At 61.6% G+C, this 26,756-nt stretch carries 25 protein-coding genes; 19 read left to right on the top strand and 6 right to left on the bottom strand.

All coding sequences use genetic code 11. The features are described from left to right. The first annotated feature begins 229 nt into the window (after positions 1-229). Entirely contained in the window at positions 230-712 is a 483-nt protein-coding gene (locus KIO76_RS25885; protein ID WP_213326448.1) for a MarR family winged helix-turn-helix transcriptional regulator, read from the top strand. Here KIO76_RS25885 and KIO76_RS25880 read toward each other — a convergent pair. Both KIO76_RS25880 and KIO76_RS25875 read right to left on the bottom strand, forming a co-directional pair. After that, a complete protein-coding gene (locus KIO76_RS25880) occupies positions 693-1,523 on the bottom strand; it encodes an alpha/beta fold hydrolase (protein ID WP_213326447.1) in 831 nt (276 codons plus the stop codon). The genes KIO76_RS25885 and KIO76_RS25880 overlap by 20 nt on opposite strands. Next, positions 1,520-2,623: an LLM class flavin-dependent oxidoreductase gene (locus KIO76_RS25875; protein WP_213326446.1), complete on the bottom strand. Its 1,104-nt coding sequence runs from the start codon at positions 2,621-2,623 to the stop codon at positions 1,520-1,522. The genes KIO76_RS25880 and KIO76_RS25875 overlap by 4 nt, the downstream gene beginning before the upstream one ends. A 344-nt stretch (positions 2,624-2,967) precedes the next feature. Here KIO76_RS25875 and KIO76_RS25870 point away from each other — a divergent pair, with 344 nt between their 5' ends. The 3 genes from KIO76_RS25870 to KIO76_RS25860 all read left to right on the top strand — a co-directional run bounded on the left by KIO76_RS25870 (position 2,968) and on the right by KIO76_RS25860 (position 5,935). Beyond that, a complete protein-coding gene (locus tag KIO76_RS25870) occupies positions 2,968-3,705 on the top strand; it encodes an SDR family NAD(P)-dependent oxidoreductase (RefSeq protein ID WP_349629429.1) in 738 nt (245 codons plus the stop codon). Between the two features lie 34 nt (positions 3,706-3,739). Then, positions 3,740-5,059 (top strand): MFS transporter, encoded by a 1,320-nt coding sequence (locus tag KIO76_RS25865; protein WP_213326444.1) that lies wholly within the window; start codon positions 3,740-3,742, stop codon positions 5,057-5,059. A gap of 408 nt (positions 5,060-5,467) precedes the next feature. After that, on the top strand, positions 5,468-5,935 hold the full coding sequence (locus tag KIO76_RS25860; RefSeq protein WP_213326443.1) for a DUF1801 domain-containing protein: 468 nt from the start codon (positions 5,468-5,470) through the stop codon (positions 5,933-5,935). 102 nt (positions 5,936-6,037) lie between these two features. Here the strand turns inward: KIO76_RS25860 and KIO76_RS25855 are convergent, their stop codons facing one another. Continuing rightward, the gene (locus KIO76_RS25855) at positions 6,038-6,940 is read right to left on the bottom strand and encodes a LysR family transcriptional regulator (protein WP_213326442.1); all 903 of its coding nucleotides are present in this window, start codon (positions 6,938-6,940) and stop codon (positions 6,038-6,040) included. 136 nt (positions 6,941-7,076) lie between these two features. Here KIO76_RS25855 and KIO76_RS25850 point away from each other — a divergent pair, with 136 nt between their 5' ends. Then, on the top strand, positions 7,077-7,445 hold the full coding sequence (locus tag KIO76_RS25850) for an Atu4866 domain-containing protein (RefSeq protein ID WP_213326441.1): 369 nt from the start codon (positions 7,077-7,079) through the stop codon (positions 7,443-7,445). A 50-nt stretch (positions 7,446-7,495) separates the two neighbouring features. After that, positions 7,496-8,230, top strand: coding sequence for an SDR family oxidoreductase (locus KIO76_RS25845; RefSeq protein WP_213326440.1), 735 nt, complete (start codon positions 7,496-7,498; stop codon positions 8,228-8,230). A 33-nt stretch (positions 8,231-8,263) separates the two neighbouring features. Here KIO76_RS25845 and KIO76_RS25840 read toward each other — a convergent pair whose 3' ends face one another. Continuing rightward, positions 8,264-9,229, bottom strand: coding sequence for a PfkB family carbohydrate kinase (locus KIO76_RS25840; RefSeq protein WP_213326439.1), 966 nt, complete (start codon positions 9,227-9,229; stop codon positions 8,264-8,266). Further along, positions 9,222-10,319, bottom strand: a complete 1,098-nt coding sequence (locus KIO76_RS25835) for an ABC transporter ATP-binding protein (RefSeq protein ID WP_213326438.1) — start codon at positions 10,317-10,319, stop codon at positions 9,222-9,224. Before KIO76_RS25835 ends, KIO76_RS25840 begins: the two co-directional genes overlap by 8 nt. A 125-nt stretch (positions 10,320-10,444) precedes the next feature. Between KIO76_RS25835 and KIO76_RS25830 the strand changes: the two genes are divergently transcribed. Genes KIO76_RS25830 through KIO76_RS25800 form a run of 7 tightly spaced genes read left to right on the top strand, consistent with a single transcriptional unit; the run spans position 10,445 to position 19,280 of the window. Then, positions 10,445-11,590 (top strand): ROK family transcriptional regulator, encoded by a 1,146-nt coding sequence (locus tag KIO76_RS25830; RefSeq protein WP_213326437.1) that lies wholly within the window; start codon positions 10,445-10,447, stop codon positions 11,588-11,590. Position 11,591: 1 nt separating this feature from the next. Then, the gene (locus tag KIO76_RS25825; protein ID WP_213326436.1) at positions 11,592-12,944 is read left to right on the top strand and encodes a hypothetical protein; all 1,353 of its coding nucleotides are present in this window, start codon (positions 11,592-11,594) and stop codon (positions 12,942-12,944) included. Continuing rightward, a complete protein-coding gene (locus KIO76_RS25820; protein ID WP_213326435.1) occupies positions 12,937-14,958 on the top strand; it encodes a TIM-barrel domain-containing protein in 2,022 nt (673 codons plus the stop codon). The genes KIO76_RS25825 and KIO76_RS25820 overlap by 8 nt, the downstream gene beginning before the upstream one ends. 55 nt (positions 14,959-15,013) lie before the next feature. Further along, positions 15,014-16,252 (top strand): ABC transporter substrate-binding protein, encoded by a 1,239-nt coding sequence (locus KIO76_RS25815; RefSeq protein ID WP_213326434.1) that lies wholly within the window; start codon positions 15,014-15,016, stop codon positions 16,250-16,252. A 1-nt stretch (position 16,253) separates the two neighbouring features. Then, positions 16,254-17,198, top strand: a complete 945-nt coding sequence (locus KIO76_RS25810) for a carbohydrate ABC transporter permease (protein WP_213326433.1) — start codon at positions 16,254-16,256, stop codon at positions 17,196-17,198. Between the two features lie 2 nt (positions 17,199-17,200). After that, positions 17,201-18,100 (top strand): carbohydrate ABC transporter permease, encoded by a 900-nt coding sequence (locus KIO76_RS25805; RefSeq protein ID WP_213326432.1) that lies wholly within the window; start codon positions 17,201-17,203, stop codon positions 18,098-18,100. Positions 18,101-18,149: 49 nt separating this feature from the next. Then, on the top strand, positions 18,150-19,280 hold the full coding sequence (locus KIO76_RS25800; RefSeq protein ID WP_213326431.1) for a mandelate racemase/muconate lactonizing enzyme family protein: 1,131 nt from the start codon (positions 18,150-18,152) through the stop codon (positions 19,278-19,280). A 54-nt stretch (positions 19,281-19,334) separates the two neighbouring features. On the opposite strand, the gene KIO76_RS25795 is transcribed toward KIO76_RS25800, so the two are convergent. Continuing rightward, positions 19,335-19,724, bottom strand: coding sequence for a RidA family protein (locus KIO76_RS25795; RefSeq protein ID WP_213326430.1), 390 nt, complete (start codon positions 19,722-19,724; stop codon positions 19,335-19,337). A 330-nt stretch (positions 19,725-20,054) separates the two neighbouring features. Here KIO76_RS25795 and KIO76_RS25790 point away from each other — a divergent pair, with 330 nt between their 5' ends. From KIO76_RS25790 to KIO76_RS25765, 6 genes are all read left to right on the top strand, one after another. Then, complete coding sequence (locus KIO76_RS25790; RefSeq protein ID WP_213326429.1) at positions 20,055-20,870, top strand: creatininase family protein; 816 nt, start codon at positions 20,055-20,057, stop codon at positions 20,868-20,870. An 18-nt stretch (positions 20,871-20,888) separates the two neighbouring features. Continuing rightward, positions 20,889-22,310 (top strand): FAD-binding oxidoreductase, encoded by a 1,422-nt coding sequence (locus tag KIO76_RS25785; protein ID WP_213326428.1) that lies wholly within the window; start codon positions 20,889-20,891, stop codon positions 22,308-22,310. Continuing rightward, positions 22,307-23,572, top strand: coding sequence for an NAD(P)/FAD-dependent oxidoreductase (locus KIO76_RS25780; RefSeq protein ID WP_213326427.1), 1,266 nt, complete (start codon positions 22,307-22,309; stop codon positions 23,570-23,572). Before KIO76_RS25785 ends, KIO76_RS25780 begins: the two co-directional genes overlap by 4 nt. Further along, positions 23,572-24,825 carry an amidohydrolase family protein gene (locus KIO76_RS25775; RefSeq protein WP_213326426.1) on the top strand — a complete coding sequence of 418 codons (1,254 nt, stop codon included), beginning with the start codon at positions 23,572-23,574 and terminating at the stop codon, positions 24,823-24,825. Before KIO76_RS25780 ends, KIO76_RS25775 begins: the two co-directional genes overlap by 1 nt. A gap of 304 nt (positions 24,826-25,129) precedes the next feature. After that, entirely contained in the window at positions 25,130-25,354 is a 225-nt protein-coding gene (locus KIO76_RS25770) for a hypothetical protein (RefSeq protein ID WP_213326425.1), read from the top strand. Further along, positions 25,317-26,732: an NAD(P)/FAD-dependent oxidoreductase gene (locus KIO76_RS25765; RefSeq protein WP_213326424.1), complete on the top strand. Its 1,416-nt coding sequence runs from the start codon at positions 25,317-25,319 to the stop codon at positions 26,730-26,732. The genes KIO76_RS25770 and KIO76_RS25765 overlap by 38 nt, the downstream gene beginning before the upstream one ends. The last annotated feature ends 24 nt before the right edge of the window (positions 26,733-26,756 follow it).

Genomic DNA, 26,756 nt, shown 5'->3' with positions numbered 1-26,756 from the left:
CCCTATTGCCCGATCAATGGCCAAGGACAGCTCCCAGAGACTTTCCTCTCGAAGCTTGGCCTCGTCCAATGTTCTGTTGTGATAGACCGCTGCTGGTGTCCCATCAGAACGCTTTACCCAAAATCATGCGTTTGATATCAAGCTGGCAAGGCTACGCTAGTCGTGTCTTCACGAACTGGAATCCGCTCAGCCGCCTGATTTCGATGACTTGCCGACAAATGGAAGCAAAATGAAAAAAGGAGACGATATAAGAAAGTCGAATTCGTTACCAGATTTGGAGAGTGACTACTTCATTACTGAATTCATTCCTTATCTGTTGAACAATATAACAAATTCGATGAATCAGAAATTCAAGAAGTCGCTGCGAAAGTTCGACCTCAATGTCTCGCAATGGCGCGTGCTGGTCGCATTGGGGGCACGGAGCCATATTTCCCTCACAGACCTCGGACAGTTCACGGCCATTGACCAGCCAAGTCTCAGCCGCATCGTGGACCAGCTCGTGGACAGGCAGCTCGTAACACGCATGCCACGCCCGAATGACGGGCGCTTCAATGAAATTGCACTTGCGCCTGCTGGCAGGGCTCTGCGGGATTCGGCTTGGCCCGTTGCCATGGCTCACAGCGAACAGATGTTGGCCAATCTCCTGCCGGAGGAGCAGGAGCACTTACGTGTCCTGCTGAAGAAAGTGGCAGCTAACTTTGCGCGCGACTAGGGGGCAAGCGGGCGAGGAACGCTGCCACGGCCGCGTTGAAAGCGCTTGGATTTTCGATGTTCGACAGATGGCCGGCGCCGGGGATCACGACCAGCTCCGATCCGGGGATGTCCCGGTTTATCTGCCTCGACAAGTCGGGCGGGGTCAATTTGTCATGTTCCCCGACGATGATCAGCGTGGGCACGCTGATCGCGCCGACGTTGCCGACATAATCATCATCGAGATTGGCACGGATCGCCTTTAGGTAAGATTCGCTGCGCAGGGCACTGATGCTAGCGATAAGCCGCTCCAGCGCAGCCGTGCTCACCTGCGGTGCGGCCAGTGATCGCGCGACGCTCTCCGCGATCTCCGAAGGCTTTTTTCCCTCCATCAATGGCTTTGCGCGGCTATTGAAGAAAGCATCGCGATCTTCCTTGCTGCGCGTGTCGACGGTATCAGGACGCGAGTCTGCCAGGATCAGAGAAGCAACCCGCGCCGGGTGACGCGAATAGAAGCGTTGCGCAATACGACCGCCAAGCGATAGTCCGCAAATATGGGCTTTCGTCGCGCCAAAGAAATCCAGTACGCGCACGACATCATCGGCAAAAATATCGAAGGAAGCGGCCCCTGCGTAGTCCTCGCTTCCGCCGTAACCGCGAATGTCCAACGCGACCGTACGATGGGTCGGCGAGAAAGCCGCCACCTGCTCCGCCCAGTTAGAGCGGTTGCCGCCGATGCCGTGCAGAAAGAGCAGAAGCTCTCCGCTGCCGCCCTGGTCGACCATCAGCGCCGGAGATCCGGGAATACTGGATTGGCTGACACTGGCGCTCATGCGGCGGCCTCCCTTCTGCCATTGGCGAAGTTTGTGGAGAAAGCGGGCGCGACTTCCCGGGCAAACCGGGTCAGCCATTCGGCATGTAACGGCTGAGGGATATCGGGTGACGACGTCTGCAGGATGAAGCTGTTGAAGCCGATGTCAACATAGGTCTGCAGGCGGTGGACGACGGTCGCGGGCGATCCGACGAGCGAAACCTCGAGCAGAGGATCGAGATTGGCAGGATCAGTCATCCGGATCCGACGTTCGTGCGTCTCGGCAAAAGGCCTGTAGTCCGGCAGGTCCTTATGGCGGCTGGCATCATAGGCATAATGCTCAACCTGCAGCTCAAACCACCGGGGGAGATAACGCCGCGCCAGGGCATCCGCCTCGGCATCCGTATCGGCCATCACCAAGGTGACCCCCACTGGCCTGTCGACATCCGTATCGACGTTGCGCGCTTTGGCCACCTCTGTCCAGGTCCTCATGACATTGCGCTGGACGTCGAACGGCAGGCTGCCATTGGAAATCGGTGCAAGGCCCAGTTCCGCGATCTTCGTTGCACTCGCCGGATTGCCGATCGCTCCGTAAAAATTGATCTTGCCAGTATCGGGAAAGGGACGAATACGAATCTCACGCTCGACACTCAGAGTCTTGCCGGTGAATGTGAAGGGTTTCCCTTCCATCGCCAACGAGAGGATGCGCCAAGTCTCTTCAAACCTTTGCTTGGCTTCAGCCATCGGCACACCGAATGCTTCATATTCCATCGGCGCGTTACCTCGGCCCATGCCGAGATGCAGCGGGCCCTTCGACAGATGGCTGAGCACCGCTATCTCGCCAGCAAGCCGTACCGGTTGATGCCAAGGCGTGACGAGGACCATCGTGCCGAGCCCTATGCCCGGGCAAAGCGCAGCGACATGCGAGAGGATCGACAGGGGGCTAGGCTGCGGGAAATAGTCGGAAAAGTGGTGCTCAACAACCCAGGCGATATCATAGCCGAGTTCGTAACCCAGCCGCGCGTCCCTGAGCAGCGCCTCATAAAGCTGGGCGTCGCTTGCACCGTGCGCATCGACAGCCGAAAGCTGGAAGCCGAATTTGACCTCACGTGTTGTGCTCATCGCCGCATCCCTTCTTCCCCTTCGCTGTGATTTCGCAAATGAAACACTTCATGACTGCGAAGACGCGTTCCGACACGATGCGCGACCTCGACAGTTCCCGGACACCGAGCCCATCGGAAGGCGCGGCATTCGTCCGATGCTTCTATTGAAATAACATATGAAATTGCAATTGATGAACTGTCAAGGCCGCAAACCGCCAGCGCAGATCAATCGTCCACCGATCTCTTCGTCGCCTCCCCTCGGAGAAGTGGTGGCTGACCCACGTCACGAAAGGACATTGACAATGGACAAGGAGGGTATTTTATATTTCAAATATCATATGAGTTTTCAAATGAAGGTGTCCTTTGAAGCGCGTTGCCTTGGTCACCGGTTCTGCAGGAGCGCTGGGGAGGGCTTGTGCAGACATGCTCGCTGCTAGCGATTTTCGCGTTGCGGCAAGCGACATTCGCGACCTTCCTGGGTGGGCTGGGGCGGACAGGCACTTCGTTCGCATGGATGTCACCGATGAAGTCTCGGTACGCGCCGCCTTTGACAGCGCGGAAGCGGCATTGGGCCCGATCGCGGTCCTTGTCTGCTGCGCCGGCGGAACTAGGGCCACCCGGGACAGGCAGCCATCCATCGCCGATACGGATCTTTCGGACTGGATTGGGACCGAAGCCCTGAACGCAAGGGGAACCTTCCTTTGTATCCGGGACATGCTACGGCGAAGGCGCCGGCTGCCGCTTGAGAACGGCCGCATCATTTTGACGTCATCAGCCGCGGCCCAACGCCCGGCGCTAGCGGCGGGCGCCGCGTACTGCGCATCCAAGGCCGCCGTGTTGGGGCTGGCTCGCGTCGCGGCTGTTGAGGCGGCCGCGCTCGGCATGACGCTCAACGTCATCGCACCAGGCGGATTCGATACCGACGCTTATCACCTCGCAACTGATTCGGCGCAGATGCACCGTCAGATCAGTGCAATACCGCTTGGGCGGCTGGGCCGGCCAGACGAATTCGCAGCCACTGTCCGCTTTCTTGCGTCAGTCGAGGCCGGATACCTGACCGGTGCCACCATCGACCTCAACGGCGGTGCACGTATGGCGTGAGCAAAAATGAAACAAAATCAGTAAGGGAACGAACATGTCTCACAACGCGGCTTTACAAACGCATCGAGAACCGTCGCCTCAGGAACTGAGGCGGGTCATCCTCGCCTCCATCGCCGGCAACGCGCTGGAGTGGTACGATTTTTTCCTCTACGGCTTCGCCGCGGCTCTGGTGTTCGGCCAGCTCTTCTTTCCGGCGGGCACAGATCCGTTGATCGGCACGCTCGGTGCGTTCGCCGGCTTTGCAATGGGTTTTCTGGCCCGGCCATTGGGCGGTATCATCTTCGCTCATTTCGGTGATCGGTACGGCCGGAAGAAGACGCTGGTCGCAACGCTGACCCTTATGGGTGGAGCGACATTTCTCATGGGGCTGCTGCCCACCTATGCGCAAATTGGCATCTGGGCGCCTCTTTTGGTCGTTGTGCTGCGGGTGCTACAGGGCATTGCGACCGGAGGCGAATGGGGCGGCGCGGTCCTGATCGTCACCGAAACCGCACCGAAAGATCGCCAGGGCTACTATTCGTCCTTTGGACAAGTCGGCCTCAGCGGGGGGTTCCTTCTTGCCGCGGCCGCGTTCTATCTCGCCCAGCGCCTCCCGCAGGAGCAGTTTATGAGTTGGGGATGGCGACTTCCCTTCCTCGTCAGCATTCTCATCTTTGCGATCGGTGTCTTCATCCGCTCGCGAGTGCCGGAAAGCCAGGAGTTCGAAAAAGCCGTGAAACAAGGGGCGACGCAAAGACTTCCGCTCATCGAGGTCATCAAGCGTCATCCCCGGGAAATACTCACCGCAATGGGGCTGCGTTTCGCAGAGAATGGTGGCTCCTATATTTTTGTCGCCTTCTCGCTTGCTTATGCCAAATATGTCGGCGCACCTGGCGACACGGTCATGCTGGCCCTGATGTTCTCCTTTCTCATCCAGCTTCCGGTGCTCGTCGCCATCGGGGCGCTCTCGGACCGCATCGGGGTCTGGCCGCTCTATCTCGCGGGCGCTCTCGGCATGTGCTTGTTCGCATTTCCATTTTTTTGGCTGATTGACGCAGCCAGCACACCAAGCATTTTCATTGCATTCATCGGCGCGAATACGGTCTGTTTCTCTCTGATGAATGCCGTTCAGCCAAAGCTATTCAGCAGTCTGTTTGATACTGAGGTCAGGTACTCCGGCCTCGCCCTCGGCCATGAGGTTGCCTCAGTGTTCAGCGGCGGCCTCTCACCGCTCATCGCAACCGCGCTTTTGAGCATTTACGGCGCCTCCTGGCCTATTGCGCTGTATCTCATATTCCTCGGCGGCATTACGGTGTTCACGCTCATCGCCGCGCGTATGTCGCGTCATTGGCGGGAACCAGCCCTCGCAACATAACCTCGCGATATCCGCTTGCGCCTTGAGGTTGAAGCTTCAATCCGCATCGCGTTAAAAAATCCGCCAGTATGTCCAGGCGCCCAAGGCGCGCCTGGACACCTTTTCTCTCGCGAATGCTAAAGGACAACTTGCGCCCCCGGCGCAGTATAGGGAGCCGCGGAGCGCACGCACGGGCATCAATCGGCGGAAGGAGATGACGAACGAAGCCTGCTCAAGTGTTCGAAAGGATGGCTTGGTGCATCGCAGCCACTCGAGCTTTGCGTGAAAGCATCGATGCGCATGGGCCTTGCCGAAGAAACGCGTGGGCATAAATAGACGATCGCATGCATTTCTGAGAGGATGCTACCCCTGCGGAGCTAATGCAGCTCTGTCGATCCGTCGAATCTGCCGCATCTGTGGATGAATGCAATGGCCAGAAAGCCCGCGGTCACGTCAACGAAGGCTACCGGGACCCCGCCTCGGCCGCGGACCACTGAGCCCGTCCTCCTGTCAGGCGGGAACCCCCAAATCGCGAAGGCTGATGGCGATGCACCCGTTCAAGCCTACATCGCAGCCATGCCGAGTTGGAAGCAGGATGTCGGCCGTCATCTTGACACATTGATTACGCGGACGGTTCCCGAAGTGCGGAAGGCGGTCAAGTGGAATTCGCCGCTCTATGGAATGGAGGGCCAGGGCTGGTTTCTCAGCCTTCATTGCTTCACGAAATACGTCAAAGTGGCATTTTTTCGCGGCGCATCGCTGAAGCCCCTGCCGCCTGTTACCTCGAAGGATCCGCATACGCGCTATGTCCATATCCATGAAGCAGACGTCCTGAACGAAGAGCTCATGGTCAATTGGGTGAAGCAAGCATCCAGCCTTCCCGGCTGGACCCCATGATGGATAATACTCGCGACGAACAGTCACAGATGAACTTCGGACAAGACCACGTCACACGAAGGAAATGACCTTCGCTGAATGAACACAATCTTGAGTAAGGGCCTACTTCAGCGCCTGTACGAACGCGCGTGTGTGCGAGACCAGAGCGCGGAGCTTTAGTGGCTGCCTTTGTCGCTTGGGATAGTAGAGATAGAAGCCTTGAAATGGCGGACAGAAATCTTCCAGCAACGGCACGAGATCCCCGCCGGCGATCTGCGACCGGAAGGTCTCTACCATGCCGAAGGTAATCCCGGACCCAACACAGGCCATGCGGATCATTACCCCCATGTCATTCGTTGTAACAGCCGGGTCAACGGCGACGTCGAAGTCGCGGCCGTCCTCGGTGAACTCCCAGCGATAGGGCGCGGTATCTGGGCGGGGGCGCCATCCAATGCAGACATGGTTCGACAAGTCCCGGGGATGAATGGGGCGCCCCCAACGCTCGAGGTATCGCGGCGAAGCAACCGCGCAGTGCCGCTGCGGCGCGGAAGCGGGAATGGCGATCATGTCCTGTTCGATCACTTCGCCTAGCCGCACCCCCGCATCGAAACCGGCCTCCACGATATCGAACTCATCATCCGTGATTGTGATGTCGAGCTTCACATCCGGATAGGCCTCGAGAAAACCCGCGAGGAGCTCGCCGGAGATGAAGGTCTCGGCGATCGAGGAAACGGCGATCCTGAGAAGGCCGCTCGGTTGCGACCGCTGCTCTCGTATGCTCTGTGCAGCCTCCCGCACCTGTTCCACAGCAGGACGGACCGCATTGTAAAACTGCTCGCCGGCCTCTGTGAGGCGCATGCTTCGGGTTGTGCGCTGAACCAGGGCCACTCCCAGGCGGTCCTCAAGCCGTTGTAGGGCTTGGCTGACTGCCGAGCGGGTGACGCCGAGCCGCTCGCCGGCGACACGAAAATTCCCCGCTTCCGTCAGTGCGAGAAAGACCGCAATACCTTCAAAATCATCGGTCATTGGTTAGCCACATTGAACAGACCGTCGCCAGTTGACGGATCGATACCGGCCAATGAGGGGGCTATTGGATAGACCGTCAAGAGCCGGCGCCGGAAAGCGACGGCTACGGTGAGTTCCGCTGAGATTCGGAGTGACGATGATGAGGTCTTCGAACAAGCCGATGTTACCCTTCATTACTGCAGCGCTTGTATTCAGTGCATCAGCCAACGCGATGGGAAGCCCGGGACGTATCTCGCCCGAGCAACGGGGGGCAACCGAGTCAACGGTGCAACAACATCCCTATGTTGGCCTATGGGTCACTGATGACGGTCACGTCCGTCACGCGCTTCTTCCGAACGGCCGATACGACGAAGCTCGAGGCAGCCGTGAGAGTGCTTATCGGGGCCGCTATGAGGTCACCGGCAGTCACATCGACTATTGGGATGATACCGGCTTCACGGCCGATGGCGTTTTTATCGATGAGAACACCTTGCACCACGGCGGCATGGTTCTCCGCCGCAAGTGACACGCCTGTTTTCAGCGAATGACCCCTTAAAATCTGGACTGGAGCATGGAATGCTGAACATCAAGGGAAAGGTAGTCGCCATAACCGGGGCCAGCAGCGGTATTGGCGAAGCGACGGCGAAGGTGCTCGCGGCCGCCGGCGCCTCTGTCGTGATTGGCGCGCGACGGACGGATCGCCTCGCTCAGCTGGCGGCCGACATTAACGCCGAGGGCGGCGTGGTTCGGGTGCGACGGCTTGATGTCACTCACCGCGAAGACGCGCAGTCCTTCGCGCGCTTTGCACAATCGGAGTTTGGCCGGCTGGATGTCATCGTCAACAATGCGGGCGTCATGCCGCTTTCACCCCTCGAAGCGTTGAAGGTCGAAGAGTGGGACCAGATGATCGACGTCAACATCAAGGGCGTTCTCTACGGAATTGCCGCCGCTCTTCCGATCATGAAGGAGCAGGGCTCAGGCCAGATCATCAACCTATCTTCGATTGGCGGCCATTATGTATCGCCTACCGCCGCGGTCTATTGCGCGACAAAGTTTGCTGTCCGTGCCATCTCGGACGGGTTGCGGCAAGAAACCGATCGTATTCGCGTTACCGTCATCTCCCCAGGAACCACGGCGTCAGAACTTGCCGACACGATCAGCGATGCGGAAGCACGCGAACTGATGAAGGCCTGGCGCGCGATCACCATTGCCCCCGAAGCCGTAGCCAATGCCATTCTTTTCGCCATCAGCCAGCCGGAAGGCGTCGACGTCAGTGAGATTGTGGTTCGACCAACCGCTAGTCCTCATTAAGCGGCCTGAGCTTTCTCGCAGTTCTACGCCGCATCACTCCTCTGATGGATCCCTCGACCCTCGCCGCGGCGCTCTGATGCAGGTGAGATCGAGGGGAGGGCTGAAGCGGCGCAGCGCGTCCCACGTGGGGAGACCTGCCCGCCCGCCTGGCTTGGTGCATTTCAGCGCTGCCACCGCGTTGGCAAAGGCGATAGCCTCCTCGAGGGGGCAGCGCCTTGCCAGCGCGAGCGCCAGGGCTCCATGGAAAGCATCACCGGCACCGACGGTATCGACCACATCGACCTGTGGCGGCCGCGCGTTGCGGATGCGCCCATCGTCCAGCCAGAACAGGCCATCTGCGCCATCCGTGACCCCAATGAGCGCATGACCGGGCCGGGCCGCTTCGCGCAGACCGGCTTCGATCGCCTCCGCGCCTGTGAACTGCGCCAGTCCAGGTCGCGAGAAGACCACGTGATCGGCGGCTGCGATCAGTGCCGCGACTTCGTCATGGCCATGACGCGAAATATCGGCGTCGAGCACGGAGGGAATGCCGTTGTCGCGGGCCATATGCAGGCATTTCATGGCCCCTTCCGGCCAAGATAGATCGCACAGCACGGCATGGCCGAGCCTGCGTGGGGTCAGCCACCCGGCATCGCGCGGCAAATTCGGATCTGCATAGGCGACGATAAGGCGCTCACCTTCGCCGTCGACTAGGATGACAGAGCCTGGCGATTGCAATCCCTCGAAGCTGCGCAGCCACGTCACGTCGACATTCTCTGCCGCGAGCTCATGGCGCAGTGAAGCTCCAGTCGGATCATCGCCGAGGCGGCCGGCGAAGCTTGCCCTCCCACCCAGTCGCGCGATGGTCACACTGGCGGTCGCTGCCGGGCCGCCGCCTACCTCTCGCCGCGCCGACGCATAGACCTTGACCGGCGCGCTCGGAATTGAGGCAACCGTCAGAATCGTATCCTGGATTGCAAGGCCGAGGCAGAAGACCTCCGGCTCCTCGGCCTCAACCAAGTCGTTTGCCCGTTTCAGGATGGAAAAGATGGAGCGCGTGAACATCGAGACGGAAACGGCGTGCCTTGTCCCCCACATGGGCGCCGCCGGGCTTCACCCGCGCCATCACCTCACGTTCGCCCAGCGTCACGACGGCGATGGAATCGGCGCCATGCTCCTCAACCAGGATGATATCGGAGACGAAATCCGTCTCATTCCCATCGTCGTCTGTGACGAGCGAAATATGCTCGGCCCTGAGGCCAACCTCCACACGGTCGATATTCGCGCGGGCCAGAGCCTCGGCGCGCGCGGCGGGTAGCCGGATATCGTGGCCTTTGCCGAACGTCAGGATTGCCTGTCCTCCCTCCACCTTGTGCCTGGCCGGCACCAGGCTCATCGGTGGCGAGCCAATGAAGGTCCCGACGAAACTATTGACCGGCCTCTGATAGATCTCGATCGGCGTACCGATCTGCTGTACCTCGCCAAGTTTAAGCACGACGATGCGGTCGGCCATAGTCATGGCCTCGATCTGATCATGCGTGACGTAAATGCTGGTGGTGCCGAGAGCGACCTGGAGCTTGCGGATTTCCATGCGCATGCCAACCCGCAGTTTGGCATCAAGGTTTGATAGCGGCTCGTCGAAGAGGAAGACCTTCGGATCGCGGATCAGCGCACGCCCAAGGGCGACACGCTGGCGCTGGCCGCCGGAGAGCGCCTTCGGCTTGCGATCGAGCAAGGCGTCAAGCTCGAGCATGCGCGCCACTTCATGCACCTTGCCGTCGATCTCGGAGGCCGCCATGTCCCGCATCTTGAGCGCGAATCCGAGGTTTTCTGCTACGGTCATATGGGGGTAGAGCGCATAGTCCTGAAACACCATGGCCATGTCGCGGTCGCGCGGCGCAACGGCATTCAGGCTCCTGCCATCAAGCAGGATCTCGCCGGAAGAGATCTCCTCCAGCCCGGCGATCATACGCAGCAGCGTGCTTTTTCCACAGCCGGATGGCCCCACCAGAACGATGAACTCGCCGTGTTCCACATCGAGATCGACGGCCTTGACGGCCTGGACGTTGCCAAACCGCTTTTCAACGGTCCGCAGTGTCAACTCTGCCACTTTCGCCTCGCTCCCGTGTTGACAATTTTTCTTTTTAAAGCACAGTAATTACACAGTGTAAATATAACGGATAAACAATGTTGGGACGGGCCGCCCCCAGGAGCAGGAGAGAGACACGGGCGACCGTGCTCGAGAACTTATTGCGCACTGGCGGCGCCTTTCGCTCGGCTATCGCGCGTGAAACGAAGCTGACTGAGGCTAGTGTCTCACGCATTCTCGCCGAGTTACGCAGCGAAAATCTCGTTCAAGAAACCCGCCATCCAGCACCCTACAGCGGCGGGCCGACCTCTCTTGTTACACTAAGCAAAAGCGTAGCTATTGCGGGCATCGAATTGTCCAACAGCCGGCTCTCCTTCGGCATTGGCGACCTCGCCGGCACGCTCGACTATGTGGACAGGATGCCGGCCTCGCCACAGCTCGATCAGGACGCGTTCGAGCAGCTGGTCCGGCGCAGCGCCGCCGCCATGCTGGCGTGGGCACACGCGCGCGGCATCACCCTTCGCCAGGCTGCCCTCTCCATTCCCGGCTATGGCCGTGAGGCCGGCAATCCAATCTACCCCTGGGATGTCGCGCGCCTGCGTGGCGTTCTCGGCGAGGCCCTTCCGGGCTTGCCGCTTGAACTCACCAACTCCGTCGTCGCGCAGGCCGCTTTCCAGCGCTATTCCCAAAGCACGCGCTATCCGGTGGCCGGCAACCACCTCTTCCTCTTCGTGGGCCACGGCGTGGCCGGTGTCATCGTCAACGAAGCGGCCTCGATCGACGCCTTCTCGCCCTTCGAGATCGGCCACATGGTGATCGAGCGCAACGGTCTCGCATGTCGCTGTGGGCATCGGGGCTGTATCGAGGCCTACACGTCGCTGAGGGCGATCTCGTCGATCCTCAACCTCGACGCCGGCGAGATCCTGCATCGCGGCGACAGCTTCATCGACATGCTTGATCTCGACGGCGACGCACGCGCCGTGCTGCGGGAGCGGCTCGTCATGCTGGGGCTCGGGCTCGGCAATGCGCTGAACCTGCACCCCCTCTCTTCGGTGGTGATCAGCGGCTGGCCGTCCCTGATGCCGGAGGAAGATCGCGCGGCCATCATCGCCGGGCTGGACGAGAGCCTGCTCGGCGGCTTTGACGAGCGGCGCTTGAGCCTGTCTTTCATCGCGCCGTCGATCGGCAATGATCCGCAGGCGGCGCTTCATTACGCAGCCTATTGTTTCGTGAGCGGTGGAGGACTGGACGCAAGAGCCGACTCCCAGACCGCGCTGGAGGAGATCGCCTAAAATGCTGACAAGAAACCAGGCCGCGGCAACGGGCGAGTGCCGGGTCGGTATCCTCTTCGTCGCTTCCTCGCTTTTTTCGGAAGCGGCGGCCCGAGAGTTGATCGCGCGGACACAGACCCTTGCCAGTGAGGAACGGCTCGCTGGGCAGTTCACGGTGGCCGACACCCTGGCGCGGGACCGCGCGTCCTGCGCGGCGGCGCTTAAAAGCCTTGATCTCGCGAACCTCGACGGGTTGGTAATCCAGCTCTCGACCTTTTGCACCGCCGACCTTCTTCATGAGGTCCTGAGTGCCATTGGCGGTCGCGCGCTGCCGCTCGCCCTTTGGGCGCTGGAGGAAAGCGACGCCATCATCACCAATTCGCTCTGCGGAGCGCAGCTCTGGGCATCGACGCTCGCGCGCTTCGGCCATCGGTTCACCTTGCTGATGGGCAACCCGGACGACAATGAACTCGCGGGGGATCTTGGGGCTTTTGCCGCCGCCGCGCGTGCCCACACGCGTGTCAGGGGCGCCCGGGTTGCGTTGATCGGCAGCCATGCCGACTGGTTCACGAATCTCGCTGTGGACCCCTGGGCGCTCAAGCGCGCGCTCGGCGTCACCATCGAGCAGATGACGCTCGTGCGGTTCCTCGAAGGCTGCAAGGCGACGGCCGAGGCTGAGAAGGCCGGCGCCACGCGCTGGGCCGAAGCGAGCTTCGACGGCGGCGAGGCCGAGGCTGGCCGTGCCACGCTGGGACGGACCTATGCGCGCCTCGCGTCCGGGCTCGATGCCGTCAAGGCGGATGCCATCGCGCTGCGGGACTGGCCCGAAATTCTCTACGCGGAGGACTTCCGCGGCACCTGGGCCGCGCTCGGCGAACTCTCCGATCGGGCAACACCGATCGCGCCTGAGGGCGACGTCATGGGCGCGGTATCGGCCCTCGTGGCGCGCGCCTTCGATCCGGGTTCCCTGCCCTTCCTCACCGACATCTCCGGCATCGACCGCGCCAACAATCGCCTCGTGCTGTGGCATTACGGCGTCAGCCCACGGCTGGCTGATGGACCGCGTTCGCTAGATCCCGTCCTGAAACAGGAGACCTTTCCGCTGCGCGCCGGCCCGATGACCCTGTTCCGCCTGTCCATGCGCGCCGACGGAGCCTTGCGGATCTTCGTGACCGAGGGCGTGATCGAGGATCAGCGGTCCAGCGCGAACCGCGCCGCCGGGTATTTCCGCCCGTCGAACAGCACGGCGGAGGCGTTGGTCCGACAGTTCATCGACGAGGGTTACGAGCACCATGTCACGGCGGTGTACGGCCATTGGGGCGACGCCGTCTCGCATCTCGGTCGCCAGCTCGGTGTGAAGGTGGACCATGCCTGACATCCGGCCAGACAGCGAGGCTGGCGCTTCCCATGCCAGCGCCGCCCATCAGCCCGTGAGCATCGGGTGGCGCGCCACCGGCGGCTCGTGGACGACCGTGCCCTTCGCCGAGGCGGGCAGCGCCGTTAGCGTCACGGAGACGCCCGGCGGCGGGACGCGGATCGTCGTCACCCGCCCGGGAGCCGCCGCCGTCGAGATCGCCTTCGCCGTGCCGGCCAAGTTTCAGGCCTTCGGCGGCGGCGAGCGTTTCGAGACGCTCGATCTGCGCGGCCAGTCGGTCCGTTTCTACCTGGAGAACTTCGGCCTCGGCAACGGCACCTATCTGCCGAGCCCCTGGATCGCCACGACGCTCGGCTACTCGCTCTTCCTGCCAGACGAGGCGCCGGCCGTCTTCCACATCGCCGCGCCTTTCGACCCCCATGTCCTGCGGGTCCAGGTCGAAGGCGAAAGCCTGACGCTGGACATCGATCGTGGCGGCCTCGCGGAGCTCTACGCGGCGCTGATCGCGCGGATCGGTCCGCCACTGATGCCGGACACCCATTTCTTCGGCCTCTGGAAGGCGGGTGACTGGCGCTACGAAAATGCAACGACCGTCGCGGCCGACGTCGCTGGCCACGCCGCCCTCGAGCTCCCGATGGCAATCAAGCTCATCGACGCCTATTGGGCGAGTGAGGTCCACTCTTTCGCCTTCGATACTGTCAAGTACCCCGACGCCTGGGGCATGGTATCGGACATGGCCAAGGACGGAACAGGCATCTATCTCTGGCTCTGCCCCTGGGTCGTCGTCGGCACCAAGTCCTTCGACTATGCCCGCTCCAAGGGATATGTGATCGTCGATCGCAATGGTGAGCTGATCACACGCCGCCCCGGCGCCAATCCCAATGTGGTGGCTGCGCTCATCGATTTTTCCAATCCCGAGGCGAGTGCCTGGTGGTCGGGTAATCTCCGCGGCCTCATCGAGCGGGGCATCGTGGGCTTCAAGGCCGATTTCGGCGAACAGCTCCCCGAGCATGCCGTGCTCCACTCCGGCGAGACGGGGGGACGCGCCCACAACGCCTTCGTGCGTTATTATCTCGAGGCGACGATCGCCGCCTTCGACGGCAAGACGCCGGCGATCATCAGCCGCTCCAGCTCACCGCGTGTCCGCGCGCCGATCTGGAGCGGTGACCAGACCTCGGACTTCTGCCCCAAGACCGGCCTGCCGTCTGCGGTCCGCGCTGTGCAGAGCGCCAATCTCTCAGGGTGGTCCTTCATCGGCAGCGATCTCGGCGGCTATTTCGGTACGCCGACGCCGCAGGTTTTCGCGCGCTGGACACAGTTTGCCTGTTTCACGCCATTGATGATGCTGCACGGGCTCGGCTGCCGGGAGCCGTGGGACATGGATGCGGGGTCTGCGGTCATCTACGCCGATTACGCGCGGCTTCACCTCGCCCTTCGGCCTATTTTCGGACACTACGGCAGGGAAGCCGCCAACGGCGGTCTGCCTCTCCTGCGCATGATGCCGCTCGCCTTTCCGAATATCGACTGGGGCGGGATCAACGACTGGGATCAGCAATTCATGCTGGGACCGGATATTCTGGTCGCGCCCGTCGCGTTCTACGGCAACACCCGCGCGGTCTATCTGCCGGATGGCGATTGGTACGACGTGCTTGCGGAAGAATGGGTCAGCGGACCAGCGTGGCGTGTTCATGATGTGCCGCTCGACAAGATGCCTCTCTTCCTGCGCGACGGGGCGCGGCTCACGCTTGCCCAGGAAGTCGCTGGCCAAGGAGGCAGGGCAGCGCTCGGCCTCATCATCATCAATCCGGACAGGCATTCATCAGTTGACGCAACGCCCGGATTTGCCCCCGATTGGCGCGTCGATCACGTCGGCATCGTCGGAGCCCAGGGACGTGCGGCGCCCGATGCCAGCGTGACCCACCAGCCGGCAATGGCCTCTGACATAGCCAGATGGTTCGGCAAGGATATTCGGTGGATTTCGTCGAGCGCGGAGGTCCAGATCGGTCCTGGCTGATCATTTCTAAAGCCCCTCAATACAGCATAAATTCAATAATAAAGCGGAGGAACGAATGAACATGCGAAGCAGTCTCAAATTCGGCGCGGCGATCTCAGCTGTCGTTCTTGGACTTGGATTGGCACCGGCACTCGCCGACAACATCGTAATGTGGGTCAATGCCCCTCTCGTGCCCGGGCCCAACGCTCCGATCTATGAAGAGATCAAAGCCTTCGAGGCCAAGACCGGCCACAAGGTCGAGCTGCAGGCGGTGCCCCATATGGAAATGGAGCGCAACCTGTTCGTTGCGCTGTCCGGCGGCGCTGGCCCGGACGTGATGGCGCTCGACATCGCCTGGGTTGCCGGCCTTGCCGATGCCGGGCTCCTCGCTGACATCACCGAGAAGACAAAACCAATTGCCGCGCAGTACCAGCCGGGCCCCCTGGCGAGCGGTCGGTTCCAGGAAAAGCAATACGCCCTTCCGCTCTACACCAACAATGTCGCCCTCTTCGTCAACGATCGCATGTTGGCGGATGCCGGGATCGCCAAGGCGCCCTCCAACTGGAAGGAGTTCCGCGACGCCGCCATCGCATTGACAAACAAGGAGAAGGACACCTACGGGGCGAGCTTTGGCGGCAGTCGCATGGGTGCCTTCCAGCTCTACAGTTTCATCTGGCAGAATGGCGGCGAGATCATTGACGAGAAGGGCGTGCCGCATGTCGCGGAACCGGCGACGGTCGAGGCGGTGGACTTCCTAGCCAAGCTCTACACCCAGTCACACGCCATGCCGAAATCGGTTCTCACCGCTGGCAACTGGGATGAAGTGCACGCGCCCTTCATTCAGGAGCGCGCCGGAATGGTCGTAACGGGCGACTGGGCGCTGGCGGCACTCGCCAAGGGCAACCCTAATCTCAAGTTTTCCGTTCATCCGCTGCCCGTGGGCGTCAAGGCGGCTACCGTCATCGGCGGCTACAACCTCGCTGCCAAAGCCGGCAGCAAATCCCCTGACGCGAGCTTCGCCCTGATCGAATGGCTCACCGGGCCCCGTAGCGTGGAACTGATGCGCAAATATGAGCGCCTCTCGGCCGCCGCCAGCGCAACGACACCAGAGGCGATCGCCGCCCTGCCAAAGCAGCTCCAGCCCTTCATGGCGCAAGCCGATGCGGGCCGTGCCCGACCGGTGGTCGCGCCGTGGAGCGAGATTCACGCGAGCATCTTCGCCAACGCGTGGGATTCCGTGATCAGGGGCAAGCCGGCACAAGCCGTGATGACCGAGGCCAACACGGCTATTCAGGGCCTGCTGGAGAAGAAGTAGGATGACCGCGCGCACCCTGAACGCACCGGGCCTGAAAAGAACCTGGTCATCGATTTTCGAAACCGGGCTGGGTGCGCGCATCTATCCCTATCTGATGGTTTTGCCCGCCGTCGTCATTGTTCTCGGCGTTGTCGTCTATCCCGTAATCTCGGGCGTCGTCTCGTCGTTTTATGACGTCACCTTGCGCACGCTGAACAACGGGAACGTCACTTTCGTTGGAATGCGCAATTTCCAGCGCGTCTTCGCCGACCCGGTCTTCGTCAAGGCCTCCGTCAACACGCTCATATGGGTGGTGCTGAACGTCGTCGCGCAGCTCGGCCTCGGCCTCGCCTTGGCGCTGCTCCTCCACCGGGCCATGCCGGGGATCGGCTTTTTTCGCTCCGGTATCCTGGTGCCATGGGTGGTGCCGAGCGTCGTCGCCGTCCTCACATGGCGGTGGATGTATGATCCGAGTGTCGGCATCGTGAACGAGGCGCTGCTGAAGCTCGGCATTATCAGCGACTATCATCCCTGGCTCGGCGACACGGCCACGTCTCTGTACGCCGTCACGGTCGAGAGCATCTGGAAAGGCACACCCTTCGTCATGCTGCTGCTTCTGGCCGCGCTGCAGCTCGTGCCGCGCTCCATTCTGGAGGCGGCATCCATGGATGGCGCATCCGGGTGGCGCAAGCTCTGGTACGTGATCCTGCCGCAGATTCGCGTGTCCTTTGCCATCGCTGCGGTGCTCACCTTCATCCTGACCGTCAACAACTTCAACGCCATCTGGCTGATGACGGAAGGCGGCCCGCTGAATTCATCGGAAATCCTGTTCACGCTGGCTTACAAATATGGCTTTCAGCGCTTTGACCTAGGCATGGCGTCCGCCGTCGCGACGATGCTCTTCGTCGGTCTGGTGATCGCCACGACCCTCTATCTCAAACTCATCCAGGCACGCGAGGGAGATTAGTCATGAGCCTCGCCACCGTCTCCGTCTCCCGCGCCACGACCGCCCCGCGCTCCGAGGCGCTGCGTCGCACACGGACGCCGAAGTCGTTGCGCAAGGTCCTGACCTACGCGACACTGTGGATCGCCTTTGTTTGGTCGGTGTTCCCCTTCTACTGGATGATCGCCACGTCGCTTCGCGCGAAAGACGAAATTTTCCAGCGCCCTCCCGCGCTGGTACCGCACAGCGTCACCATTCAGAACTATATCGACCTTCTCGTCGGAGCTCAGTTCTGGCAGTTCGCCCTGAACAGCCTGATCCTGACGCTGAGTGTCACACTTATCAGCGTGGCGCTCTCTGTCACAGCGGGCTATGCGATGGCGCGGCATCGTTTCAAGGGCTCGGTGGCGCTGCCGCTCTTCATGCTCTACGGGCAGATGTTCCCACCGGTGCTGTTGCTCATCCCCTTTTACGTGCAGTTGCGCTATCTTGGCTGGCTCGACAGCCTCTATGGTCTGATACCCGTCTATCTCAGCTACATGCTGCCGCTTTGCGTCTGGCTGATGCGCGGCTTCTTTTCGCAGGTGCCCCATTCGCTCGAGGATGCGGCGCGTATGGATGGCTGCACACGTTGGCAGGCGTTCTGGAAGGTCATCCTGCCCATGGCGCAGCCGGGCATCGTCGCGGTCGCGACCTGGGTGATGATCCACACCTGGAATGAGTTTCTCTATGCCAGCACCTTCATCCTCAGCGAGAAGAAGCGCACCCTGCCACTCGGGCTCAGCGGGCTCATCGGCCAGTACACCACGGACTGGGGTGTTCTGATGGCAGGCGGCGTCATCACCGCGGCGCCGATCCTTTTGGCTTTCTTCTTCCTGCAAAAACACCTGGTAGCCGGCGTTGGCGGCGGCGCCGTCAAGGGATGATCGTCGCGTTGCGACCGGACATGAATACGCGTCAAGCGGAGGACAATGAGTGACGACAATCAAGCGGATTGAGGCCTTTGCCCTCTCCTGCCCCACGCCCGGTGGCGCCGTGTTCGCCGTCGGCCGTTCCGCCAAACGCGACATGGTGCTCGTGCGCATCGAGACGACCGACGGCATCGTGGGCTACGGCGAGGCGCATCACGCCCAGACGCCGAGCACGATTGCCGCCTTCATCAACGACGCGCTCGGGCCATCGCTGATCGGCATGGATGCCCACGAGACTGAAGCAATTTGGGACAGGTCCTATCGACATTACATCGCGACCCATGGGCCGGGAGCAGCCGCTGTGATCGGGCTCAGCGGCGTCGACCTTGCCCTGTGGGACATCAAGGGCAAGGATCTAGGCCAGCCGGTCTATCGCCTGCTCGGCGGCCGGCGACGGCCCATCCGCGCCTATGCGGGAGGTATCAGCCTCGGCTTCCAACCTGTCGATGACCTGAAGCGCGAGATCGAGGGGTATATCGGCCGCGGCTACGATTTCATGAAGCTCAGGGTCGGCGACAGCATCGCGAAGGATCTGGCACGCGTCAGCGCGATCCGCGAGGCGTTCGGTCCCGAAATCACGCTCGCAGCTGATGCTGGCACCCGCTATCGCAGCGCCGATATCGCGCGCATCGCCGAGATCTGCGAGGCGGGCCGCCTAGCCTGGCTTGAGGAGCCTTTCACGCCCGACAACTTGCCGGGATACCGGCGCCTCCGCGATGTCACATCGACACCGCTCGCCGCAGGCGAGAACCACTTCACACGCCACGAACTACGCACCCTGATCTCGGAGCAACTGATAGAGTTCGTCCAGGCGGACGCCTGCAAGACCGGCGGCATTACCGAGATCCTGAAGATCGCCGCGCTGGCGGATACGTGGCACCTGCAGTTCGCGCCGCATACCAGCGCCTCGGTGCTCAGCACCGCCGCCTCGGTGCATGTGCTGTCGGTCGCGCCGAACGCTTTCATCTATGAGGCGGATGTCTCGGCTATCAATGCCTTCCGTGACGATCTCGGACCACCCTTCGCCATCGAGAACGGGACCATCCTGGCGCCGGAGGGGCCAGGGCTGGGCGTTGAGGTCGATGAGAGCTTGATTGCGCGCTATCCGTTCATCCCCGGGGCCTCATACCAGTAGGCGGCCCGCCAAGTCCGGGCGCATCGTCCCTCTGGAACATTGCCTGCGGTCGCGTCAGGCTGGCCCCGCCGCGATCGCCTCGATTTCCACGACAAACTCCGGCCGGGAGAAGCCGGAGACGATCATCAGGGTCGAAGCGGGATAGGGCTCGGGAAAGAGCGCATTACGCACGTCCATATAGGGCGCCATATGTTCGCGCGCCGTCACATAGGCATTGATGCGAACCACATTCGCGAGCGTCATACTCGCTTGCCGCAAGACGGCTTCGATATTGGCGAAGCACAGCTCCGCCTGGGCTTTGCAACCCTCGGGTACCTGCCTGTCCGGGGCAACGCCGAGCTGGCCGGAACAGAACAGCAGGCGAGAATGACCTGGAACGAGCACGCCATGGCTGTAATTGGAAAATGGCGGCGCGATATCGGAAGCATTGATAGCGGTGTTCATGCGAATTGTTTCCTCTTTCTGGACAGGCTATGCGCTCGCTTGTCTTTTGCCAATTCGGCAACCGCCGATTATCCACCGCGCCTTGCACCTCGAAGACAGCTTGACATTGCCGGGCCTTTCGCGGACATTCAACAAACCCCATGGCACAGGGCTGCCCAGGAACGAGCCGCAACTCAGTATGGTCGCACTGCGATCAATGGAGAAGCGTGGTGCTCGTGAAATGAAGTCCGGATATCCTCCCCGTCACCGCAAAGCCGAGGCTGGCACTCCAGTCCACGTCGGAGGCCGCCTGTGCCGCGGCCGCGGTTCGTTGTCCCGCGGAGTTCCACCATGACAATCCGCAGCGGCCGCTGGGCCGATCTCACACGCGTCGATTTCGAGGAGCTCGACCGGGCCCGAGCCATCGTGGTGCTCCCGATCGGAGCCACGGAGCAGCACGGTCCCCATCTGCCGGTCTCCGTCGACAGCGACCTTGCGGAAGCCGTGGTCGAGCGGGCCCTGCCGTTGGTCCCGGACAATCTGGCCGTTCTCGCCCTGCCGACCCTTGCCTTTGGCAAGAGCAACGAGCACGGCGCGATCGCGGGCACGCTCTCGCTCTCAGCGAAGACTTTGATGAGCATATTGACAGACATCGGCCAAGGCCTGTCGAAAACTGGGTTTCGGCGCCTTGTTATTTTGAATGCCCACGGTGGGAACTCATCTATACTTGATATCGTGGCGCGTGATATCAAGATCGAATTCGGCCTCACGGTGGCGACCTGCCATTGGTACAATTTTAATGAGGCCGCCACTCTCACCGATCCCTCGGAGCAAGCCTATGGCATTCACGCCGGACTGGTTGAGACCAGCGCTATGCTGTCTTTAAAGCCCGAGCGCGTCGTGATGGAACGCGCCGCCAACTTTCCGAATCGGGCACAGGACTGGCAAACGACGTTCCGCCATCTTGGCCTATCGGCTGGGCGCGCCAGGCCGGCCTGGGTGATGGATGAACTGAATGACGCCGGTGCCTGCGGGGACGCCGCCTCGGCGACGGCGACGATGGGCGAACAGTTGCTCTCTCATGCCGCGCGCAATTTTGCGGATTTCCTCGCCGAGTTCGACCGGTTCTGCGATGGGCGGACGGATCCCTTGCCGGACAGCCGATAAGAAATCTCTGGAGGAAGAATGTCCATTTCCGGAAAAACATCGATCGACTGGCAGGTCTTTCGTCATGCACTCGGCGACATCGAAACGTTCGATACGCCGTCGATCGTCAAGAAGCGTTCCCGTGATTTCTTCTGGTATAGCCCCATTCTCAATCGAGAGCTCGCTGCAAGCTTTGGCGACCTCGTCGCAGCGCCGAAGACGATCGACGAACTCAAGCGTTGCCTGACGCAGGCAGTCACCTTTGAAGCGCCAACCGTGATGCGTGGCGGCGGCACCGGCAACTACGGCCAGGCCGTGCCGCTTGATGGCGGATTGATCATCGACATGACGGGTCTCAATCGCATCCTCTCGATCGAGGGCGATACCGTCCATGTCGAGGCCGGCTGCAAGATCGGCGCGATCAACGCGGCGCTGGCCGCCCAAGGCCGGGAGTTGCCCCTGTTCCCCTCAACGGAAGCACTCGCGACAATCGGAGGCTTCATCGCCGGCGGCTCCGGCGGCATCGGCTCCATACGCCACGGCATGTTGCGCGATGGCGGCAATATCAAAACCATCGGCGCGCTCTCCATGGAAAAGGAGCCGCAGCGCCATGTTTTCCAGGGCGACGCCATCCGCGCGATCCACCATGCCTGGGGGCTAAACGGCATCATCACCGACCTCGTGCTTAAGACGATCCCATCGCCGCGCTGGATCAATGTGATCGCGTCGTTTGCCAGCTATCGGGAAGCTTTCGAGGGTGGCATCGCTGCCGGTTCGGAGCGGGCGCTCGCGTTGAAACTGCTGACGACCATAGACGCGCGGATTGCCACCTCCATCCGCAGCCTCGGGCCAATGGGTCAGACCGGTCGTGCGCTGCTGTTCGCAGTCGTGGCGGCCGACGACGCGGCGCGCCTTGGAGATATCCTGGGCAGCGCGGGCGGGCGTCTGGAGATGGTGGATGACGATGCTGCGATGCGCGCGGCCGGGCTGCCGCAGATGTCCGATTTCTCCTACAATCATACCACGCTGCAGATCCTCAAGCAGGATCGTGGCGTGACCTATCTGCAGGTGACCTTCCGCGCGCCGCTCGACAGCGCAAAGATTGAGCCGTTGCAGGCGGTCTTCGGTGATGAGGTACTCATGCATCATGAATTCGCGCTTCTCAACGGCGAACTCGTTGCCTTCGACCTTCCTGTCGTGCGCTACACCACGGACGAGCGACTGTTTGAACTGATGCGCATCTATGATGCCCATGGCTGCCCGGCCTCCAACCCGCATGTGCCATTTGTCGAAGGTGGCTCAATGAAGCCCGATTTCTGCCATCTCGCATGGAAGAAGCGTCTCGATCCGCATGGCCTTCTCAACTCCGCGAAATCGCGTTTTTGGAATGACGTAAAACACCTGACGGCCGACGAGATCGAAGCGCTGCCACCGCACCAGCCCGTCAGGAAGGCATCATGAGTACAGGCGCTGCGAGCACGGGCGCCGTGATTATTGGCGCCGGACATGGGGGATCGCAGGCCGCAGTCTCGCTCCGGCAGGATGGATACGCGGGCTCAATCACGCTCATCGGCGACGAGCCGGAATATCCTTATCATCGCCCACCTTTGTCCAAGGCGTTCATGAAGGCCAGCGATGACAAGCTGCAACCTCTGCGCGGCGAGGCGATCTACGCCGCCAATGCCATAGACTATCGACCCGGAGTCACAGTTCGAGCCATTGATTTGACCGGGGGACGCTGTCTCCTGGATGGTGGAGACCTGCCGTTCCGCGAACTGATACTGGCGACGGGTGCGCGGCCGCGCTCGCTCGCCATCGAGGGATGGGACCGCGCGGGAATATTCACGCTGAGGACGGCTACCGATGCGCGGCACATCAAGAGGCGTATCGCTGCCTCGCAACACGCCGTCATCCTCGGCGGCGGCTTCATTGGCCTTGAGATCGCCGCCACTTTGGCAGCGCTCGGCAAACACGTCACGGTGCTGGAGCTCGGGCAGAGGCTCCTTGCGCGTGCCATCTCTCCGGTCGTCTCCGACCATGTCCTGACGCGCCTTGCTGCCGGGGGCGTGGATGTCCGGTTCGGCGTGCAGGTTGACACATTCGAGGGGGACGTCAGGGTTCAGGCGGTGACGACGCGGTCGGGCGACCGCTTTCCCGCCGACATGGTGGTCATCGGCATCGGCGCCGAACCCGATGTCGCCCTGGCGGCGCGAGCCGGCATCCATGTCGACGGAGGCATTGTCGTTGATGAATGTCTGAGGACATCCGCAGACCGCGTCTTCGCGATCGGGGATTGCGCCCGCTTTCCCCATTGGCAGAGCGGCAGCCTCATCCGGCTTGAATCCGTCCAGAATGCCACGGATCAGGCGCGCCATGTGGCGCAAGTCATCCTCGGCGAGACAAAACCTTATAAGGCAGTGCCATGGTTCTGGTCCGATATCGCCGATATGAAGCTGCAGATGGTCGGCCTGCCTGTCGGTGCTGATCGCCAGCTCGTTGCCGGCCAACCGGACGACAATGCCTTTTCCGTCTATCACTTCCGCGGCGACGATCTCGTCGCGATCGATACAGTCAACCGCCCTTCGGACCACATGCTGGGTCGCAAGATGCTCGCGGCTGGCTACCGGCCCACGGACCATGACATCCTGGCCGGTAGGCTGAACGAGGCCTTCCGCCAGTGGGCCGCCGCCTCTGCAGGCGCTGCCGCCATTCGGTCCGCCTGATGCGGGGCCCCGCGCAACGGAAACAGCTCGATGTCATACTCGGTAACGTCCGGGTACCCGTGTCGCTGGTGGCAAACCCCCAGTCTTTCGGCGGCAAGCGAGAGCGCGATTGCCTGGTCGGCCATCTTGTCATTCGCGGCGGGCGCGTCATGGGGCTTACGGACGGCGATGCGGATGTCGATCTCGGCAACAGGCTCGTGATGCCGCCATTCGTCGAGCCACATTGCCACCTCGATAAGTGTTTCACGATCGAAAGGCTCGACTTCTCCGGGGGCTCGCTCATCGAGGCGATCGCTGCCCAGGCGAAGGACAAGCGGAATTGGACGCACCGCGATGTGCGCGCGCGAGCGACACGCGCGCTGGAGGAGATGTGGCGCGCAGGCGTGCGGCTCGCCCGCACGCACGTCGACTGGGACATAGACCCGCGCGACCCAACCCGGATCCCGCTTGCCTGGCAGGCCATCGGCGAGCTCTGTGAAGAATGGCGTGATCGGATGACGGTGCAGCGAGCGGCGCTCGTGCCTGTCGGCGCCATGGCAGACGTTTGTTATGCGAATGGCCTGGCGCGGACGATCGCATCGGCCGGCGGCGTGCTTGGCGCCTTCGTCCTCGACCAGCCGAACCGGCGCGACGGCATCCTCAACATGGTTCGTGTCGCGATGAAACACGAGCTAGCGCTCGATTTCCATGTCGATGAGAGCCTCGCCCCTCACCTCGATGGCTTTGAACTCATCGCGCAGGAAGTCATCGCGAGCGCATTTGCGGGCCCTGTTCTCTGCGGCCATGTCTGCAATCTCGGCTCTCTCGAAGCCGGTTTGCGCCAGCGCCGCATCGACTGCGCCGCGCGCGCCGGATTGTCGGTGGTGTCACTGCCGTCCAGTAATCTCTACCTGCAGGACCGCGAGGGCGGGACACCACGCCTGCGCGGCTTGACGACCGTGAAAGAATTGATCGGTGCCGGGGCCAATGTGGCATTCGGCACGGATAACGTTCAGGATGCCTTCTGTCCGATTGGCATCCACAATCCTGCAGCGGCGCTGAGTTCAGGAATTCTCGCTGCGCAACTCGAGCCGCCTGTCGGCACATGGCTGCCCTTGATCACGACGAACGCCGCATCAGCGCTTGGGCATCGGCTGCCGCATGTCGATCATTCCACAGTCGAGTCACTCATCGCCTGGGATACGTCTGATGTCAGCAGCCTCGTCAGCGGCGGCGCTCACAAGTGGCGTTCGCTCGCGACGATGATCCCGTAGAGCGCGATCAGGACGCTGCCCGAGGGGCCCTGCGCGATACTTATCCGCAAAATCTCTCAATCGAGCTGAATTTCCAGCATTCTGCTCGCATGACATGAATGTCACCATCCGAGCATGTCCGGCCTTTACAGACAGGTGCCGGATCCACGAGCGCATAGTCCGACGCGGACCAACGCACAACGAAAAGACTAAATCTCGGGAGGGAAGCGACAGATGCTATTGCGAAGCATTCTCGGAGGCTGGACGATCTTGGGGTTAATGGCCGCGCTGGCGGGCAGCTCCGAACTACGTGTTGCGATCGCCGGTGGCATCCAAATGGTTGGCTGATCATGCCGGCGTGACATTGGGGATCGGCATCGGCATGGCGCCACCAGGTGACCCCGCGGCGGACGGTTTTCTTCGCATCGGGCATATGGGCCATGTGAACATGCATATGACCCTCGGCGTTCTGGCCTCGATCGAGGCCGGCCTGCAGGACCTCGGGCTCAGGCATGGAAATGGTGCCCTCTCGGCGGCTGCAAGAGCATAGGCGCCGGAATGAAGCCAGCCATTTTCACTGCCGCCATTCTGGTCCCCTGCTTTGGGCCGAAATTATGGAGTCATCCGCCGTGTCTCGTGCAACGACCTACCCGATAGCCGAGAGCCGGTGCGGATGGAACGCACTGCTGCCGCCACGGCCGCCCAAAACGGTGGTCAAGATCGGCACGTCTTACGAATATGCTGTCATCGGTGGCGGATATACTGGGCTCGCCGCTGCCCGCAGACTTGCGGAACTTGCCCCGGCCGCGTCTATTCTATTGATCGAGGCCAGCGAGATCGGGGAAGGAACCTCTGCGCGCAACTCGGGCTTCATTCTCACCGCGCCACTGATGCCCCATCGGTCGGGGCATGCCGCCGATGTCGCGAAGACGATCAAGCAGGGCCGAATCTTCGACGCCGGGCTTACCTGGCTGAAACGTCTCGTGACGGAAAATTCCATGTCCTGCGACTGGAATGAAACCGGAAAGTACCATGCGGCCGTGACCGAAAGCGGGATCGCGGGCCTCCGGTCTCTGGCCGATCAATATAGAGATTGCGGCCTCCTCTGCGAAGAGATCCAGCCATCCGACTTTTCTGCGAGGATAGGATTATCTTACTACAAATATGCCCTGCGTACCGGAAACAACATCTATGTACAGCCCGCGTCGCTAGTTCGCGGACTTGCCGACAGCCTGCCGCCCAACGTGACGCTCGTGGAGCGAGCCCCTGTATTGTCCGTTTCCGGTCGCCGGCCCTTTCTCCTTGAGCTGCGTGGGGGGGACAGTCCGGGCTCGAACCGTTGTGATCGCGAACAACGGCTTCGCCAAGAGGCTGGGCTTTATCAAGAACAGGATCTTCAACATTTACACTTACGCCGGGATGACCCCCGAACTCGACGACGAGGCACTTGCCGCCCATGGAACGGACGCCGTATCCTCCCGGCCGCGCGCGCCGGAACGACCTTGCGCCGCACAATTGGCCGCCGCTTTCTCGTTCGCAGTCTTCATTCTTATGAGTCAGAAAAGTCGCGCAGCGAAGTCGAGGCCTCCTTGCAAGACTTGTACAAGCATCGCTATCCCCATCTTCGAACGCATCGCTTCGAATATGTATGGGGCGGCGCGCTTGGTCTGACAGGAAATACCGAGACCTGTTTCGGCAAGATTGCAGACAATATCTATACCTCGGCAGGCTGCAACGGCGTCGGCATCATGAAAGGAACGGCTTACGGCAAGCTCCTTGCGGAAATGATCCTGGGGCAGAATTCAGAGGATATCCGAGACGTCCGGCAGATGAATTCACCGTCCTGGCTTCCCCCCGATCCTGTTCTTCGCTGGGGAGTGGAATTCGTGATGCGCCGCCGAAAACACCAGGCAGGCGCCGAACGCTGAGCAAGTCCGACTGGTGCGACCAAT

The organism is Chelatococcus sp. YT9, assembly GCF_018398315.1.
Taxonomy (GTDB): Bacteria; Pseudomonadota; Alphaproteobacteria; order Rhizobiales; family Beijerinckiaceae; genus Chelatococcus.
Note: the sequence above shows the minus strand (reverse complement) of the source record. Positions and strands in the feature narration are given on the sequence as shown.